This is a genomic window from Pseudomonas sp. (assembly GCF_040514055.1).
In the GTDB taxonomy this organism is placed as follows: domain Bacteria; phylum Pseudomonadota; class Gammaproteobacteria; order Pseudomonadales; family Pseudomonadaceae; genus Aquipseudomonas.
Genome location: NZ_JBEVDL010000024.1, coordinates 12,269 through 28,732, shown reverse-complemented (window position 1 = coordinate 28,732; position 16,464 = coordinate 12,269). Strand labels below are relative to the sequence as shown.

Sequence of the window (16,464 nt, the reverse complement as noted above, 5' to 3'; positions counted from 1 at the left end):
CGCTACAACCTCAAGGACTGCGAGCTGGTCACGCGGATCTTCGCCAAGACCGAGCTGCTGACCTTTCTGCTCGAGCGCGCCTGTGTCACCGGCCTGCCGGTCGACCGCAGCGGTGGCTCGGTGGCGGCCTTTTCCCACCTGTACCTGCCGCAGATGCACCGCCAGGGCTTCGTCGCGCCGAACCTGGGGCAGCGGGCGCCCGAGGCCAGCCCTGGCGGCTTTGTCATGGACTCGCGCCCCGGGCTCTACGAGTCGGTGCTGGTGCTGGACTACAAGAGCCTGTACCCCTCGATCATCCGCACCTTTCTGATCGATCCGGTGGGCCTGGTCGAAGGCCTGCGCGAGCCCGGCGATGCGACCTCGGTGCCGGGCTTTCGCGGCGCGCGGTTCTCGCGCAGCCACCACTGCCTGCCGGCCATCGTCGAGCGGGTCTGGCAGGGCCGCGAGCAGGCCAAGCGCGAGCACAACCTGCCATTGTCCCAGGCGCTAAAGATCATCATGAACGCCTTTTACGGGGTGCTAGGCTCCAGCGGCTGCCGTTTCTTCGATACGCGCCTGGCGTCTTCGATCACCCTGCGTGGCCACGAGATCATGCGCCAGACCCGCGAGCTGATCGAAGCCGAGGGGTATGCGGTGATCTATGGAGACACCGACTCCACCTTCGTCTGGCTCAAGGGCGCCCACGCCGAGGCCGACGCCGCGGCGATCGGCCAGGCCCTGGTGCGACGGGTCAACCACTGGTGGCGCGAGCATCTGGCCCAGGCATTTGGCTTGCAGAGCGCCCTGGAGCTGCAGTTCGAGGTGCATTACCGGCGGTTCCTGATGCCGACCATCCGTGGCGCCGAAGAGGGCAGCAAAAAGCGCTACGCCGGGTTGGTGACCCGCGCCGACAGCAGCGAGGAGATGGTGTTCAAGGGCCTGGAAACGGTGCGTACCGACTGGTCGCCGTTGGCCCGGCAGTTCCAGCGCGAGCTGTACCGGCTGATCTTCGACCGCCAACCCCACCAGGATTACGTGCGCGACTTCGTGCGACGCACCCTGGCCGGCGAGCAGGACGAGCTGCTGATCTACCGTAAGCGCCTGCGCCGTCGGCTCGACGACTACCAGCGCAACGTGCCGCCCCACGTGCGCGCGGCGCGCCTGGCCGACCAGTACAACGACCAGCAGGGTCGCCCGCGGCAGTACCAGAACGGCGGCTCGATCAGCTACCTGATGACGGTCACCGGCCCCGAGCCACTGGAAGTGCGCCAGGCGCCTATCGACTACGACCACTACCTGACCCGTCAGCTGCAACCGGTGGCCGACGCCATCCTGCCGTTCGTGCAGGACGACTTCACCACCCTGGTCGGCGCGCAACTGGGGTTGTTTTAGGGCCTGCTTGAGCGCGATACGGCGTTACGCGCCGCGCTCAGGGTTGGGCATGCAAGCGCTGGCTACGAGGTCGCAATTACCGCGGTTCGCGGGTTTCACCCGCTCTACGAAACGCGCGTCGGTAGCCCATGTCAACCGGCCCGTTGGAGCGCGCTTGCGTAGCTCCCGTTGGGCGGGAATCCACCTTGCGGCCTGGATACCCGTCTTCGCGGCTATGACGGGGTTGGGGAGGGCGGTGGGTGAGATGCCGAACATCGCGTCCTTGGCCCCTGCGGTGGTTAGGGGTATCGTCGGCGGTTTGCAATCCTCGGTATAAGGACGCGGTTGAACGATGATCAGTACCCTAATGCGACTTGCCCTGGTCGGCGCGTGTGCCTTCGCTTCGGCCGCCGCGAAGGCCAAGGTCGAGGTGCAGGCCGTGCAGTCCAAAACCGCCGGCCGGATCTTGGCCGTCAACCTGTCCGATGACATTGCACCGGGCGACTATGACGCGCTGATCAAGGGCATCACGGGTAACCCGGGCCCTTATGCCAAGAAGATGATGTTGTTGAACAGCATCGGTGGCAGTGTGCCGGAAGCCATCAGAATGGGCCGTCTGCTGCGCGAGGAGGGCTTCGATGCCGTGGTGCCGGCCGACGCCGTTTGCCAGGGCACTTGCGTTTATCTGCTGGCCGCCGGTCGCGGCAAGACGGTACGCGGCGCGGTCGCCATCCATCGGCCCTATTTCACCCACGGTGACTCGGTCTGGGCCAATCTGGCTGGTAAGGGCGTGGCGTACAGCCCGAGCGCCTATTTCAAGGAAATGAACATCCCCGCCAACCTGGCGACCGACCTGCAGGCGATCGAGCCGACCAGGATGCGGGTGCTGTCGGCCCAGGACCTGGCCCGGTATCGGCTTAACTGAGGCGGGTCAGGGGCGGGTGATTCCACCTCGGCGGGCCCCTTCATTCCACCAGAGCCCCGAAACCGGCACGCCAGCAGCGGACGCCGGAGCGTCCCGGTCGGGGTGCCCACGCGGAGCGTGGGCACCATCGTTATTCCACCGGAGCCCTGCGCGGTGAATGGATAAGGCGCCATCCACCCTACGCGTTGCGCGTTGGTCCGCCGGCAAGGCGCGCCCCCCAATAGCTGGGGGCTGCGCGCTTAGCGCTGCTGGGTGATATCGAGGTCTTCGATGTCTTCGCTGCGGTCCATGGCCACCTGGCGGATCGACAGACGGATTTCCGCAGGCAATACCCGTTTCGCCGCGCCCTCGGCCAGTTCGCCGAGCAGCGGATGGTGGCTGAGCTTGCCGGCCTCGTCGCGGCGCAGTACGCCCTGGTCGAGCATGCTCTGGATAAAGTGGCGGAACAGGCTCTTGTCGAAGAACTCCGGGGCGTTCAGGCCATGCAGGATCGACAGCCGTTGGGCCATGATGGTGCACAGGTCTTCCAGTTCCTCAGCGCTGAGGTTGTTCTGCCCGCTGTTGAGCAGCAAGGCGATGGCCATGTAGAAGCGCTGCAGGGTCTGGGCGATGGTGCGCGACAGCAGGGTCAGCAGCACGAAGCTGCGCGAGCTGGGCGCCGGGCGCACGTAGACATCGCTCTCGAGCTTGAGCAGGCCCTGTTCCAGGAAGGCTTCCAGCCACTGATCGACCACGGCGTCGAGCTCGTCCAGGCTCCAGCGGATAAACAGTTCCGCCTGCAGGTAGGGGTAGAGCGCACGGGTGTAGCGCAGGATCTGCTCGCGACTCATCCGCCCGCTGCTCTGGAAGAAGCTGGCGAGCAGCGCCGGCAGGGCGAAGATATGCAGCACGTTGTTGCGGTAGTAGGTCATCAGGACGGCGTTCTGCTCGTCCAGGTAGAAGATCTTGCCCAGGGCGTCCTTCTGTTCGGCCAGCAGCTGCATGCCCTGTACGTGTTCGATCAGCGCTTGGCCATTGCCGTCGGGCAGGGTAGTGTGGGGGGCGTAGGGCACCCGGCGCAGCAGGGCCAGGTAGAGGTCGAGCACGCGGTTCAATGCCCGTTCGTCCAGCGCCAGCTTGCTCGAGGAGAGCAGCGCCAGGGCCACCAGGTTGACCGGGTTGACCGCCGCGGCTTCGTTGAGGTTACGCGCCACGCGTTCGCCCAGGCGGCCGGTGGTCGCGTTGAGCCAGCTCGGCTTGTACTGCGGACCGTGGTCCTGTTCGCGCCAGCCGGGTTGCTGCTGGTCGAGGAATTCGGCCAGCTTGATCGGTGCGCCGAAGTTGACCGAAACCTGGCCAAAACGCTGCTTGAGCGCGCCTATGACTTTGAAGATATCGAAGATCGACTCTTTTTTCTTGGTCGCCCCGCGCAGTTCGCCCAGGTAGGTACGGCCTTCCAGCACCCGCTCGTAGCCGATATAGACCGGCACGAAGACGATCGGCAGGCGATGGGAGCGCAGGAAGCTGCGCAAGGTGATCGCCAGCATGCCGGTCTTGGGCTGCAGCATGCGGCCGGTGCGCGAGCGGCCGCCTTCGACGAAGTACTCCACCGGAAAACCGCGGCTGAACAGGGTGTGCAGGTATTCGTTAAACACCGCGGTGTAGAGCGGGTTGCCCTTGAAGGTGCGGCGCATGAAAAACGCCCCGCCACGGCGCAGCAGGCTGCCGATCACCGGCATATTGAGGTTGATGCCCGCGGCGATATGGGGCGGCGTCAGGCCATTGCGGAACAGCAGGTAGGACAGCAGCAGGTAGTCGATATGGCTGCGGTGGCAGGGTACATAGATCACCTCATGGCCGTGGGCGATGGCTTGCACGCCCTCGATATGGCTGATCTTGATGCCGTCATAGATCTTGTTCCAGAACCAGCTGAGCACCACCTCGAGGAAGCGGATGGCGGTGTAGGTGTAGTCCGAGGCGATTTCGTTGCCGTAGCGCAGGGCCTGGGCTTGTGCCTTGGCCAGGGGGATCTTTTCGCGCTCGGCCTCGTCGGCGATGGCCTGGCGCACTTGCGGGTCGAGCACCAGACCCTTGACCAGGTTGCGCCGGTGCGACAGGTCAGGCCCGATGACCGCGGCCTTCTGGTTGCGAAAATGCACCCGCAACAGGCGGTTGACCATGCGCAGGGTGCGCTCGTGGCCCTTGTCCTGCTCGACCAGCTCGCGCAGCTGCAGCGGGGCGGAGAACTGCACGCGGGTCTTGCGCCCCAGGATCAGGATGCTCACCAGCTTGCGCAAGCGCCCGGTGACCGCCCAGCTGTCGGCGAACAGCAGTTTCCACGGACTCGATTCGCTGGCCGGCGTCTGGCCCCAGAACACGCTGACCGGGACGATCTGGACGTCCTCGATCCGCTGCTCAGCGACGGCGTTCACCAGCCGCACCAGGGTCGGCGAGGCGCCGCGTTTGTCCTGGCGCCCCAGCCAGTCGGGCTCGGGGGTCAGGTAGAAGAACGCTGCCGGTTCATCCACCCCGCCCACGTCCACCGGCAACACCGGCCGTGGCAGGCCGGCCTTGCCGCATTCGGTGTCAAGCACCGCCAGGTCGCTCAGGGCCGGCTGTTGCAGCACGTAGAACACTGGCTTATTGCGATCGAGCTTGAGGCTGAAGGCGGACTGGTTGATGGTTTCCGAGCGCACCCAGAGGTACAGCAGGCGGCGCAGGGTGCCAAACACGAGACGGCGGAGGGGCGAACGGGTCATACGGACTCTGCAGGGCAATCAAGCGAGCATTTGCTCGGGGGCGTTAGTGTGCCGGATTCGCCGCCTGGCGGCAAAAACCTGCAGTGCTGGTTGACCCGCAGGCACCTGGGGCGGCCGCAGATTAAGGCTATGCTGAATCGTTGTGGTGCCGCGATCCTGGTTCCCACTCGCCAACGGCAAGTCCGATCCGCACCGCCTTTCCCACTGTGACTCCAGGAGGTTGCTATGAACAGGCTGTCATCTCTGTGTGTGTGCGTGGCCTTGTCGGCGGGGACTGTCCAAGCCTTGGCCGAAACGGTGGTCCCCCTGCAGGGCCAGAGCTCCCAGCAGATCCAGCAGGATATCGCCAGCTGCAGCAGTTCGGCGACCAGCGCTTCCAGCAGCTCGACCAGCGATGGGAAGTCCGGTGGCCGGGTGCGCGGCGCGGCTGCCGGTGCCGTGGCCGGTGCGGCAGTGGCGCAGGTGCGCGGCAACCAGCACGAGGAAGTCTATGACCGTGTGGATGACGACGTGAAGCAGGAGTACCGGCAGAACCAGGCCAAGGAGGTCGCCGTGGCGGGAGCAGCGGTGGGCGGCTCGCGCCAGCGCCGCGATCGCCGCGATGATCGTCGCGATGACTCGGCCAGTGCCGGTCAGGTCGACTCGACGGCCTATGCCAACTGCCTGCAAGGGCGCGGTTATCAAGTCAGCCCTTGAGGGGGCGACCGCTCGCTGCGATCCGCCTGCTGCAGCGAACTTGCCTTGCTCTGCCGTGGTCGGCTTCTTATAGTCCGACCCGGTACTGGTGGGGCCCGTCGTCCAGGCGCTCTTTGGGGACGGGCCTGCATCCATGATCTGAATAATCCCCCTGAACCCGTGCGCTGCGTGCTGTTTGGATACGAGGCCATCAGTCACGGCAGGGGTGATTGACCTGCGGAAGGCGGACTGAGATGAAGCGACTGATCCAGACCGGCCTCGTGCTGCTGTTGACCGTGCTGGTGGTTGTCGCGATCAGGCTGCTGGCCGGCCTGCCGTTTCCCGACGGGCGCCTGGGGCAGGGCTTGAGCGCGCCGAAACGGCCGGTGATCGGGCTGCTGTCCTGGTTGCCGCTCGCCGGCGCTATCGACCCCCATGGCCGGCAGGTCACCCCGCCCTGGCAGGTGCTGGAGGAGATCCGCCAGCGGTTCCAGGTCGAGCTTGTGCCGGGCTCGGTCGAACAGGTCCCGGACGAGATCGCCGTGCTGCTGCTGGTGCACCCCAAGGGGCTATCCGAACCGAGCCTGTACGCCATCGACCAGTTCGTGTTGCGCGGGGGCAAATTGCTGCTGTTCGTCGATCCGCTCAGCGAAGCGGATACCGGGCTGGGCCCGGACTTGCCGCCCGATGCGGGCCGGGCGTCGGACCTGGAGCCCTTGCTCGAGGCCTGGGGCCTGCGCCTGGTGCCCGATCAGGTGCTGGCCGACGGTACTTACGCGATGGGCATGGGCCTGGGGCGGGGCTTGGCGCCCGCGCTCCCGGAAGACTGGTTGGGCCTGCCCCGGGCGGCCCTGGATCCGCGGGACGCCAGCACCCAAGGCTTGGCGTACCTCAGCCTGGCCAGCGCCGGCCTGCTCGAACCCTTGGTGGGGGCGAGCACGAGATTTATGCCCGTGCTGCGCAGCTCCGCCAATGCCATGCCGTTCGCCGCCACGGGGATCGCCGCCTTGCGTGAGCCCCTGGGTCTGAGCCGCGAACTGAAGCCGACCGGCGAGCGCTACAGCCTGGCCGCGCGCATCCGTGGGCCGGCCCGCAGTGCCTACCCGGAGGGCATCGAGGGGCGCAGGGAGGGCCTGAAGGCGGCCGACAGCATTCATCTGCTCGTGGTGGCCGATACCGACCTGCTAAGCGACCCCCTGTGGGTACAGGCGCAAGGGTTGCGCGCTGAAACGGTGCGGCAGCCCTGGGCGGACAATGGCCGTTTCGTGATCAACGCGCTGAACAGCCTGGTCCGCTCCAATGCCCCGCCTGCCGTGGCCAGGCTGCGCTAGGCCAGACGGCTTGCCTAGGCAAAGCCCGCGACGGACCTCCGGGGGAATGAAGGGCAAGCTTGGCGGGCGCTGCCCGCCCTACGAAAGCGGTTTGGCGTGGTTTTCACGGCCGGTGTGGCGTATGTGGGCTCCGGTAGGGCGGGGTCCGCCCAGGCAACGCCCGCGGGTCTCAGCTGGTGTGCCAGGTGATCTCTTCTTCGCCGTCGGCGCTCAGGCGTACCCAACGGTCGGCGTCTTCCACACTTTCTTCTTCCTGCCAGCCCCCCGGTGCGCAGCGGATTTCCACGCCCAGGGCGGCGTAGGCGGCGCGGGCGAAGGCCAGGTCATCTTCCCAGGGCGTCTGATCGCTTTCCAGGAACAGGCTGCTCCACTTGCCCACGGCCTTGGGCAGCCAGGTCAGGGGAATGACCCCGGCCGGGCTGTCCAGGCTGCATTTGTAGGTCTGGCCTTGTTGCCGCCAAGGCGAGCAGGGACCCAGGGCCGCGCCGAGCCAGGCCGCCACCGCCTGGTGATCGGCGTCCTTCAGGTAGATTTCGATATCCGGTTGACGCATGACAGGTAAATCCTCTGGCCGCGGCGCGGCGTGGTGAAAGAAGACGGCGATCAGTGCCGTTCGAACCAATCGAAGCGGATGGCGACCGTCACTTCCAGCGGCTCGGCGACCACCGCGGCGCGGCGCTCGGCGCTGGCGCGCCAGCCGTGGGGAGTCATGGCCAGCAGGTCGGCACGGTCCTGGGCTTCGCTCAGGTTCAGGGTAAAGCTCAGGGTCTCGCCATGGGCCAGGCGCATGCCGTCCGGCACCAGGGCCAGGTGTTTGTCGTCGCTGTAGTCGCGCACCTGGTCATAGAGTTTTTCCCGCAGCTGCAGCAAGTGGTCGCTGCTGGGGCCGACCCGCATCAGGCCGCCGCCAGGGGCCAGCAGGCGTTGGGCTTCCTGCCAGTCCAGCGGGCTGAACACGCTGGCGAGGAACTGGCAGCTGGCATCGGCCAGGGGCACACGCGCCATACTGGCTATCAGCCAGGTCAGCTGCGGCGCCCGCCGGCAGGCGCGTTTGACCGCCTCGCGGGAGATGTCCAGGGCATAACCCTCGGCCTCGGGCAGGGCGGCGGCCAGCTGGGCGGTGTAGTAACCCTCGCCGCAGCCGATGTCCAGCCAGCGCTGTGGCGCGCGCTCGGCGCCCAGCGCGGCCAGGCGTGCCGCCAGCGGCGCGTAGTGACCGCCGTCGAGAAAGCGTCGGCGGGCCTCGACCATCGCCTGGTTGTCGCCAGGATCACGGCTGTTCTTGTGCTGCACCGGCAGCAGGTTCAGGTACCCCTGGCGGGCGCGATCGAAACGATGGCCGAGCGGACAGCTCACCCCGTTGTCGACGGCGACCAGGGCTTGCTGGCAGATCGGACAGGTGAGCATCAGGCCAGCAGGTTCACGAGGGTCTGGTAATAGATCTCGGTCAGGACCTCCAGGTCGCTGGCCAGGACGCGTTCGTCGATCTGGTGAATGGTGGCGTTGACCGGACCCAGCTCGACCACCTGGGTGCCCAGGGTGGCGATAAAGCGCCCGTCGGAAGTGCCGCCACTGGTCGAGGCACGCGTGTCGCGGCCGGTGACGGCCTTGATGCTGGCGGCCACGCCATCCAGCAGGGCGCCGGGCTCGGTCAAAAAGGGCAGGCCGGACAATGCCCAGTCGATCTGCCAGTCCAGGCCGTGGCGGTCGAGCAGGGTGCTGACCCGCTGCTGCAGGCCCTCGACGGTCGATTCGGTAGAGAAGCGGAAGTTGAACACCGCCGTCAACTCGCCGGGGATGACATTGGTCGCCCCGGTGCCGGAGTTGAGGTTGGAGATCTGGAAGCTGGTCGGCGGGAAAAACGCATTGCCTTCGTCCCAGTGTTCGGCGGCCAGTTCGGCCAGGGCGCCCGCGGCCAGGTGGATCGGGTTCTTCGCCAGGTGCGGGTAGGCCACATGGCCCTGCTGGCCGCGCACCGTCAGGGTCGCGCCGAGCGAGCCGCGGCGGCCGTTCTTCACCACGTCACCGACCAGTTCGGTACTCGAGGGTTCGCCAACGATGCACCAGTCCAGGCGTTCGCCGCGGGCGCGCAGGCGCTCGACCACGGCCTTGGTGCCATGATGGGCCGGGCCCTCCTCGTCGCTGGTGATCAGAAAGGCGATGCGCCCGCGATGGTCCGGGTAGTCGGCGACAAAGCGCTCGACGGCGATGATCATCGACGCCAGGCTGCCTTTCATGTCCGCCGCGCCGCGGCCGCAGAGCATGCCCTGCTCGTCGATCAGGGCGTCGAATGGCTGGTGTTGCCAGGCCTGCAAGGGACCGGTGGGGACCACGTCGGTGTGCCCGGCGAAACACAGCACCGGGCCATCGCCGCTGCGGCCGTGGGTGGCCCAGAAGTTGTCCACGTCTTCGATGCGCATCGGCTCCACGGCAAAGCCCAGGGCCGCCAGGCGCCGGCACATCAGCTCCTGGCAACCTTCGTCGACCGGGGTCACGGACGGGCGGCGGATCAGGGCGCAGGCGAGTTCGAGGGTGGGCGACAGGGTGGTCATTGCAACTCCAGCACGGCAGCAAAACGGAAAGGTCGCCATCTTAAAGCAAAATAACGCAAAACGGCGGCCATTGGCCGCCGTCTTGACTAGGTGACGCCTGGCCGGCCGTTACGCGGCGGGCGCCGGCTCGCCGACTTCCTCCGGCTTGGGCAGCGAGGACAGCAGCGCCATGATCAGCGCCGCCAGGTAGGGCAACGACTGCACCAGCAGCATGGCCACCCAGAACTTCACGTCGGCACTGGGGAAACCCTGGACGATACCGATACCCACCGCCGAGCCCCACAGCAGCAACATGATAAAGACCTCCTCGCGGGCCTCGGCCAGCGCCACCATGATGCCGTGGTTGGAGGCCATCTTCGGCGTGCGGAAGAACGGGATACTGCTGGTGAACAGCCCGTAGAGCACGGCCTTGGCGATGGTGTGCGACAGCGCCAGACCGGCCAGGGCCGCGGCGAAGGCATCCTTCAGGTTGACCCCGACCGCGCGCTGGTAGAGGAACACGATCTTGCCGACCTTGAAGACGAACAGCGCCAAGGGCGGGATGGCGAAGATCAGCAGCGGCGGATCGACCCGTTGCGGCACTATGATCATCGCCGCGGACCAGAGCAGGGCACCGACGGTAAAGAAGATGTTCATGCCGTCGGCGACCCAGGGCAGCCAGCCGGCCACGAAGTGATAACGCTGGCCGCGGGTCAGTTCGCTGTCCTTGCCCAGGAACAGGCTGCGCACGTGGCGCTTCATGATCTGGATGGCGCCGTAGGCCCAACGGAAACGCTGTTTCTTGAAGTCGATAAAGGTGTCGGGCATCAGCCCCTTGCCATAGCTGTCATGGGCATAGGCGGCAGAATAGCCTTTCTCGAACACCCGCAGGCCCAGTTCGGCATCCTCGCAGATGCACCAGTCGGCCCAACCCAGCTCGTCGAGCACCGAGCGGCGGGTCATGGTCATGGTGCCGTGCTGGATGATCGCGTCGCGGTCGTTGCGGGTAACCATGCCGATATGGAAGAAGCCCTTGTACTCGGCGTAGCAGAGCTTTTTGAAGGTGCTGCCGTTCTGGTCGCGGTAATCCTGGGGTGATTGCACCACGGCGATTTTCGGATCGGCGAAGTGCGGCACCATGTGCTTGAGCCAGTTGCGGTCCACGCAGTAATCCGAGTCGATCACCGCGATCACTTCGGCATCGGGCGCGGTGTGCGGGATGATGTAGTTCAGCGCGCCGCCCTTGAAGCCGGCCAGGGGCGCAACATGGAAGAACTTGAAGCGCGGGCCGAGCAGCTCGCAGTAGTCGCGCACCGGCTCCCACACCGCCGGGTCCTTGGTGTTGTTGTCGATGATCAGGACTTCGAAGTCCGGGTAATCGAGGTTGGCCAGGGCGTCGAGGGTCTGTTTGACCATCTCCGGCGGCTCGTTGTAGCAGGGCACGTGGACCGACACCTTGGGCCGGTAGTGGCTGTCGCCGTGCACCGGCAGGAAGGGCCGGCGACGGTCGCGCACCCAGACCGCCTCGGCCAGTTCATGGGCCTCGGTGAGCAGCACAATAAAGACGCCGAAGGCGCCGATGCCCAACAGCACTCCGACCGTCATGCTGAACCAGGTGCTGTATTGCTGGCTGTAGTCGTAGCCGATCCACACCAGGGCCGAGCCGCCGGCAAAGGCGACGAAGGTCAGGAAGGTACGACCGCGCTGGCGCAGGGCACTGCCGTCAATCAGCAGCAGGGCCAGGGCGAGCATGGCCAGCACCACCGAGCCGATGGCCAGGACTCGCCATTGCGGAATGGCCACCACCGGGCCCTCGAAGGCGAACTTGGGTTGGCGATCGAGGTTGTAGACGCCCCAGTAGGCGCCGACCGACCCTTCGTCGCTGGCCTTCCAGGGCTGGTCGAAGGCTTCGATAACGAAATAGTTGTAGCCCTGGGCGTTGAGCGCGGTGACCAGGGTGCGCAGGTAGATGGCCTGGTCCGCCTGGGAGGCGTCGGCACCGCCGCGCATGCGGCCGTTGCTTGGCCAGCCAACCTCCGACAGCAGCAGGGGCTTTTTCGGAAAGAGTTTCTTCAGGTCCTTGGCGCGGTCGAGGACGAACTGGGTGGAGTCCTCCATCGGCACGAATTCCCAATAGGGCAGCACGTGAGCGGCGATTAGGTCGACGTGCTGGGCCAGTTCGGGGAATTCCTGCCAGATGTGCCACTGCTCGGAGGTGGTCACCGGTACCTTGACGGCCGCGCGTACCCGGTCGAGGTAGGCGCTCAGGGCCTCGGGGGTGATTTCCCGGCGGAACAGCGCTTCGTTGCCGACCACCACCCGCACGACGCTGCGCGAGTCGTTGGCGATCTCGATGGCCTTGAGGATTTCCCGCTCGTTGCGCTCCTGGTCCGGGCTGATCCAGATGCCCAGGGTCACGCGCAGGCCGAATTCTTCGGCGATCCGCGGGATCTGGTCCAGGGTGCCGTCGACCGAATAGATGCGGATACTGTCGGTCTGCTTGCTCAGCAGTTCGAGGTCGTCGCGGATCTGCTCGTCGTTGGGGTAACGGTTCTGCTGCGGGTTCTGGTCCGCGCGAAACGGCGAGTAGGAATAGCCGGAAATCTGCTCGGGCCATTCAGGGGCGGTGACCGGGCGGTTGTACAGCGCCCAGAAACCGGTGAACAGGGCGGCGATCGCCACCACCATCACCAGGTTGAGTCCAAATTTACGCGAAGGCATAGAGGTCAGGATTCTACAAGTGGACCAGGGAAAACCGACGAGCGCCGGATGGCGCGCATGCTACTCGGGCCCGCAGGGCCTGTATAGCTCTTGCCCCGCGCCGGATGGGGGTGCACGGTCGGCCTAGGTTGGTCCGCCGGGCGGGCGATAAGTTCGTTGCCTTCGGTGGCGCCGAACCGCGACCGCCTGGCTGTAAAGCTTGGGTGCAGGCGCCGGGCTTCCTATAATGCGCGCCGCTCCCGCGGTGGGGCCCAGTCGAGGTGAGTGAATGAGCGTGGATGAACGGTTTGGCGGCATTGTCCGGCTGTACGGCCAGCAAGGGGCTGAGCGGTTGGCGGCGGCCCATGTGGCGGTGGTCGGGGTCGGGGGTGTGGGCTCCTGGGTGGCCGAGGCGTTGGCCCGCAGCGGGGTCGGCGAGTTGTCGCTGTTTGACCTGGACGATATCTGCGTGAGCAACAGCAACCGTCAGCTGCATACCCTGCAGGGCACCATCGGGCGCAGCAAGGTCGCGGTCATGGCCGAGCGCCTGCGCGCGATCAACCCGGCTTGCGTGGTGCACGAGGTGGAAGAGTTCGTCACACGCGAGACCATGGCCGCGTGCATCACGCCTGACCTGGATTGCGTGGTGGACTGCATCGACAGCGTCAGCGCCAAGGCGGCGCTGATCGCCTGGTGCAAACGGCGCAAGATCCAGATCGTCACCACCGGCGGCGCCGGCGGGCAGCTTGACCCGACCCAGGTCCAGGTCGCGGACCTGAACAAGACCTTCAACGACCCGCTGGCCTCCAGCGTACGCTCGATGCTGCGCCGCGATTACGGCTTTTCCCGCACGCCGGGCCGCCACTACAGCGTGGCCTGCGTGTTTTCCAGCGAGCAACTGCGTTATCCCAAGCCGGACGGCAGCATCTGCCTGCAGAAGAAGTTTGGCGATGCCGAGGGGACCAAGCTCGATTGCAGCGGCGGCCTGGGCGCGGTGATGATGGTGACGGCGACCTTTGGCATGGTCGCCGCGGCCCGGGCGGTGGACAAGTTGGTGGCCGGCGCCCGCCGTCCCGCGGAACGACTCCAGGCCCCCTGACAGCCCGGGTTCCGCCCTCGTTAAAGCTGGCTATTCTATTCAGGTGGTCCGTCGTTCGCGGCTTCCGGGGCGCCGGGGCCGTTCGCGCCGCCTTGTCCTGTGAACCGGAGGTAAGCCCTTGCTGTTGTCCTCCTCGTCCCGTGTCGCGCGTCCCCCAGCCACGCCCAGGGCCTGCGCCCTGGTGCGGGCCGGCTTGCTGGTGCTGCTTGGCCTGCTGGCGGGCCCGCTGCTGGCCCAGTTACCCGCGAGTGGTTTGCCATTAACGGCGGAGGAAGCGCGGGATCCCAAGGTGGTGTTGGTCGGCTCGGGGGATTGGCAGCCCTATGTGGACGAGCGGCGCGAGGATGGCGGGGTTCTGGGGCGCCTGGTGACGGCCGCCTTTCGGCAGGTCGGTTATCAGGTGCGTTTTACCTATTATCCCTGGGACCGCAATGCGCTGATGCTGCAGAAGGGTAGCCTGGACGCCATCATGCCCTATGCCTGTTCTCAGGTTCGGCAGGCGTTCAGCTGGTGCAGCGCGCCGTTGGTGCGGGATGAAATGGTGTTTTTCCATCGCAAGGACTGGCCGTTCGAATGGACCGCCCTGACAGACCTCAAGGACTACAGCATTGGTGCGTCCCTCGGCTATTTCTACGGCGAGGATTTTGCCCAGGCGGAGAACAGCGGCCAACTGCAAGTCACCCGTAGCTCACGGGAGGATGCCAATTTCCGTCTGCTGGAACTGGGACGGATCCAGCTCTATCCGCAGGAGCGCTCCGTGGGCTATGCCATGTTGCGTCGCCTCTACCCGGCCGATGGCGGCCAGGCGTTTACCCATCACCCCCTGCCCTTGGCCACCTTGCCGCTGCACCTGCTGTTTCGCCGTGACGACCCGCGGGGCGCCGAGTTGCTGGCCGCCTTCAACCAGGGTCTGAAAAAAATGACCGCCAACGGTGACCTGGCACGCTTGCAACAGGCCGTGCGCGACGGCGATCCGCTGAGCTGGATGCCGTCGCCGGTTGCGCCAGGGCGGGAGTTGCGCAACCAGTCGGTTCGCTAGGGCATTTGCACCTCAGCAGACACCCGTCATACCCGCGTAGGCGGGTATCCAGGGACCTCGGCGCACCTGGGTTCCCGCCTGCGCGGGAACAACGGCGAGATTCCCACCCGCCCTCCAGACCCCGTCATACCCGCGTAGGCGGGTATCCAGGACCTTTGCGCACCTGGGCTCTCGCTTGCGCGGGAACGACGGCGAGACTCCCACCCTCGCGGCAATAACGGTTTAATCGCCACCCCTGGGTGACATGCGGACGACTGGTGTTCCCGAGCAGTATTCAGCGTCGATCAGGCCAGGTACTCGCGCATCCGTTGCAGCACCGCCTGCAGGCCATTGTTGCGCGAGGGTGACAACTGGCGGGACAGGCCCAGTTGGGCGAACCAGTCGGCCAGGTCGAGGTTCGCCAACTGCGTATCGTCCAGGCCGTCCACCCGGGCCAGCAACAAGGCCAGCAGGCCCCGCAGCAGGCGGGCGTCACTGCTGGCGCGAAAGCGCCAGTGGCCATCGACGCGCTCGGCCAGCAGCCAGACCCGGCTTTCGCAGCCCATGACCCGGTTGGCCTCGCAGCATTCGCCCGGATCCAGCGCGGGCAGGCGCTCGCCCCATTGCATCAGGAGCCGGGCCCGCTGCTCCCAGCCGGCGGCGGCGGTAAAAGCTTGCAGGGCCATGTCGGCGGCGGCGGGCAAGGTCATCGCAACAGCCCCAGGGCCTGATCGAGCGCGCTGAAGAAGCGCGCCAGGTCGTCGCCATCGTTGTACAGCCCCAGGGACACCCGCAGCGCGCCGCTGATCCCCAGGCGGTCGAGCAGCGGCATGGCGCAATGATGACCGTTGCGCACGGCGATCCCCTGGTCGGTCAGCAGGTGCGCCAGATCGGCACTGTGCACCCCCTCGATGACAAAACTGGCCAGAGCGATTTCCGGGTTGCCCAGCAGGCGCAGGCCGGGTATGGCGGACAAGCCGGCCAACAACTGGGCGTGCAGGGCGGCTTCATGGGCGGCGACCGCCGCGCCCGGCAGGTTTTCCAGGTAGTCCAGCGCGGCGCCCAGGCCAATCACTCCGGCGATCGGCGGCGTGCCGGCCTCGAAGCCCAGGGGCGCGGGACGGAACTGGGCGTCGACATAACCGGTATGCAGCACCATCTCGCCGCCGAACTGCCAATGCTGCAGGCGCGCCAAGGCCTTATGCCGTCCATACAGCAGGCCCACCCCGTCCGGGCCATAGAGCTTGTGGCTGGAGCAGACATAGAAGTCGCAGCCCAGGGCCTGCAGGTCCTGGCGCCCATGCACCGCGCCTTGGGCGCCATCCACCACGGTCAGTGCGCCCTGGGCGCGGGCCAACGCCAACAGGGCGTCCAGCGGTTGCCAGCGGCCCAGCACATTGGACAACTGGCTGACGGCCAGCAAACGGGTGCGCGGGCCGATCAGCCGCGCGGCCTGGTCCAGGTCGATGCTGCCGTGTTCGTCGAGGGGCAGGACGTGCAGCGTCAATCCCTGGCGCCGTGCCAGTTGTTGCCAGGGCAGCAGGTTGGCGTGATGCTCCAGGGCGCTGATGACCAGCTCGTCACCTGCCTGGAACTGCCCTTGCAGTCCGTAGGCCAGCAGGTTCAGCGCCTCGGTGGCGCCCCGGGTGAAGATGATCTGGCCGCAGTCCGAGGCCTTCAGCCAGCGCGCCGCGCTGGCGCGGCAGGCCTCAAACGCGCGGGTCGCGCGCTCGCCCGGTAGATGCTGGGCGCGGTGCACATTGGCCGCACCCTGGCTGTAGTACTGGCTCAGGCGGTCGATCACCACCTGGGGCTTTTGCGCCGTGGCGGCGCTGTCCAGGTAGGTCTGGCCTTCGGCGGCGAGGGCCGCCAGCGCCGGAAAATCCGCGCGCCAGGGGGAGGGTAGGGGAACCATAGGTCTCACTGTTGAGGAGCATTCAGGAGCAAGCTGCAAGCTTCAAGCTTCAAGCGATAAGGTTCAAGCCCTCACCCCCTCTCCCGGGGAGGATAAAGCTGTAGGCGTTCGCCTGGATGGTTTCGCGGTAACGCACGGCTCTCTCACTCCGGTCCTCTGCCAGAGGGAGAGAGGACAAAACA

Annotated in this window: 13 protein-coding genes; 6 read left to right on the top strand and 7 right to left on the bottom strand. The window is 66.4% G+C overall.

Annotated elements, in window-relative coordinates; translation table 11 throughout:
* Positions 1-1,371 (top strand): DNA polymerase II (locus tag ABWY06_RS06135; RefSeq protein ID WP_353924677.1); only part of this gene is annotated, 1,371 nt, incomplete at its 5' end.
* A 331-nt stretch (positions 1,372-1,702) separates the two neighbouring features.
* Positions 1,703-2,275 (top strand): COG3904 family protein, encoded by a 573-nt coding sequence (locus tag ABWY06_RS06130; protein WP_353924676.1) that lies wholly within the window; start codon positions 1,703-1,705, stop codon positions 2,273-2,275.
* Between the two features lie 239 nt (positions 2,276-2,514).
* On the opposite strand, the gene plsB is transcribed toward ABWY06_RS06130, so the two are convergent.
* Positions 2,515-5,013 carry a glycerol-3-phosphate 1-O-acyltransferase PlsB gene (gene plsB, locus ABWY06_RS06125; RefSeq protein ID WP_353924675.1) on the bottom strand — a complete coding sequence of 833 codons (2,499 nt, stop codon included), beginning with the start codon at positions 5,011-5,013 and terminating at the stop codon, positions 2,515-2,517.
* A 225-nt stretch (positions 5,014-5,238) separates the two neighbouring features.
* On the opposite strand from plsB, the gene ABWY06_RS06120 reads away from it, so the two are divergent.
* Both ABWY06_RS06120 and ABWY06_RS06115 read left to right on the top strand, forming a co-directional pair.
* Entirely contained in the window at positions 5,239-5,709 is a 471-nt protein-coding gene (locus ABWY06_RS06120; RefSeq protein WP_353924674.1) for a hypothetical protein, read from the top strand.
* 233 nt (positions 5,710-5,942) lie between these two features.
* Positions 5,943-7,019: a Gldg family protein gene (locus tag ABWY06_RS06115; protein ID WP_353924673.1), complete on the top strand. Its 1,077-nt coding sequence runs from the start codon at positions 5,943-5,945 to the stop codon at positions 7,017-7,019.
* Positions 7,020-7,188: 169 nt separating this feature from the next.
* Here ABWY06_RS06115 and ABWY06_RS06110 read toward each other — a convergent pair whose 3' ends face one another.
* The 4 genes from ABWY06_RS06110 to ABWY06_RS06095 all read right to left on the bottom strand — a co-directional run bounded on the left by ABWY06_RS06110 (position 7,189) and on the right by ABWY06_RS06095 (position 12,271).
* Entirely contained in the window at positions 7,189-7,572 is a 384-nt protein-coding gene (locus ABWY06_RS06110; RefSeq protein WP_353924672.1) for a hypothetical protein, read from the bottom strand.
* A gap of 50 nt (positions 7,573-7,622) precedes the next feature.
* Entirely contained in the window at positions 7,623-8,426 is an 804-nt protein-coding gene (locus ABWY06_RS06105) for a putative RNA methyltransferase (protein WP_353924671.1), read from the bottom strand.
* On the bottom strand, positions 8,426-9,571 hold the full coding sequence (dapE, locus tag ABWY06_RS06100; RefSeq protein ID WP_353924670.1) for a succinyl-diaminopimelate desuccinylase: 1,146 nt from the start codon (positions 9,569-9,571) through the stop codon (positions 8,426-8,428). The genes ABWY06_RS06105 and dapE overlap by 1 nt, the downstream gene beginning before the upstream one ends.
* 108 nt (positions 9,572-9,679) lie before the next feature.
* Positions 9,680-12,271 carry a glycosyltransferase gene (locus ABWY06_RS06095; protein ID WP_353924669.1) on the bottom strand — a complete coding sequence of 864 codons (2,592 nt, stop codon included), beginning with the start codon at positions 12,269-12,271 and terminating at the stop codon, positions 9,680-9,682.
* A gap of 268 nt (positions 12,272-12,539) precedes the next feature.
* Here ABWY06_RS06095 and tcdA point away from each other — a divergent pair, with 268 nt between their 5' ends.
* On the top strand, positions 12,540-13,349 hold the full coding sequence (gene tcdA, locus ABWY06_RS06090; protein WP_353924668.1) for a tRNA cyclic N6-threonylcarbamoyladenosine(37) synthase TcdA: 810 nt from the start codon (positions 12,540-12,542) through the stop codon (positions 13,347-13,349).
* A gap of 118 nt (positions 13,350-13,467) precedes the next feature.
* On the top strand, positions 13,468-14,388 hold the full coding sequence (locus tag ABWY06_RS06085; RefSeq protein ID WP_353924667.1) for a substrate-binding periplasmic protein: 921 nt from the start codon (positions 13,468-13,470) through the stop codon (positions 14,386-14,388).
* A 284-nt stretch (positions 14,389-14,672) separates the two neighbouring features.
* Here ABWY06_RS06085 and ABWY06_RS06080 read toward each other — a convergent pair whose 3' ends face one another.
* Positions 14,673-15,077, bottom strand: coding sequence for a SufE family protein (locus ABWY06_RS06080; RefSeq protein ID WP_353924666.1), 405 nt, complete (start codon positions 15,075-15,077; stop codon positions 14,673-14,675).
* Positions 15,074-16,282, bottom strand: coding sequence for an aminotransferase class V-fold PLP-dependent enzyme (locus ABWY06_RS06075; protein ID WP_353924665.1), 1,209 nt, complete (start codon positions 16,280-16,282; stop codon positions 15,074-15,076). The genes ABWY06_RS06080 and ABWY06_RS06075 overlap by 4 nt, the downstream gene beginning before the upstream one ends.
* Positions 16,283-16,464 lie beyond the last annotated feature (182 nt).

Excerpts from the sequence above, each read along its gene's own strand:
- ABWY06_RS06130 (WP_353924676.1), top strand. The coding sequence starts at position 1,703 with ATGATCAGTACCCTAATGCGACTTGCCCTGGTCGGCGCGTGTGCCTTC.
- plsB (WP_353924675.1), bottom strand. The coding sequence starts at position 5,013 with ATGACCCGTTCGCCCCTCCGCCGTCTCGTGTTTGGCACCCTGCGCCGC.
- ABWY06_RS06120 (WP_353924674.1), top strand. The coding sequence starts at position 5,239 with ATGAACAGGCTGTCATCTCTGTGTGTGTGCGTGGCCTTGTCGGCGGGG.
- ABWY06_RS06115 (WP_353924673.1), top strand. The coding sequence starts at position 5,943 with ATGAAGCGACTGATCCAGACCGGCCTCGTGCTGCTGTTGACCGTGCTG.
- ABWY06_RS06110 (WP_353924672.1), bottom strand. The coding sequence starts at position 7,572 with ATGCGTCAACCGGATATCGAAATCTACCTGAAGGACGCCGATCACCAG.
- ABWY06_RS06105 (WP_353924671.1), bottom strand. The coding sequence starts at position 8,426 with ATGCTCACCTGTCCGATCTGCCAGCAAGCCCTGGTCGCCGTCGACAAC.
- dapE (WP_353924670.1), bottom strand. The coding sequence starts at position 9,571 with ATGACCACCCTGTCGCCCACCCTCGAACTCGCCTGCGCCCTGATCCGC.
- ABWY06_RS06095 (WP_353924669.1), bottom strand. The coding sequence starts at position 12,271 with ATGCCTTCGCGTAAATTTGGACTCAACCTGGTGATGGTGGTGGCGATC.
- tcdA (WP_353924668.1), top strand. The coding sequence starts at position 12,540 with ATGAGCGTGGATGAACGGTTTGGCGGCATTGTCCGGCTGTACGGCCAG.
- ABWY06_RS06080 (WP_353924666.1), bottom strand. The coding sequence starts at position 15,077 with ATGACCTTGCCCGCCGCCGCCGACATGGCCCTGCAAGCTTTTACCGCC.
- ABWY06_RS06075 (WP_353924665.1), bottom strand. The coding sequence starts at position 16,282 with ATGGTTCCCCTACCCTCCCCCTGGCGCGCGGATTTTCCGGCGCTGGCG.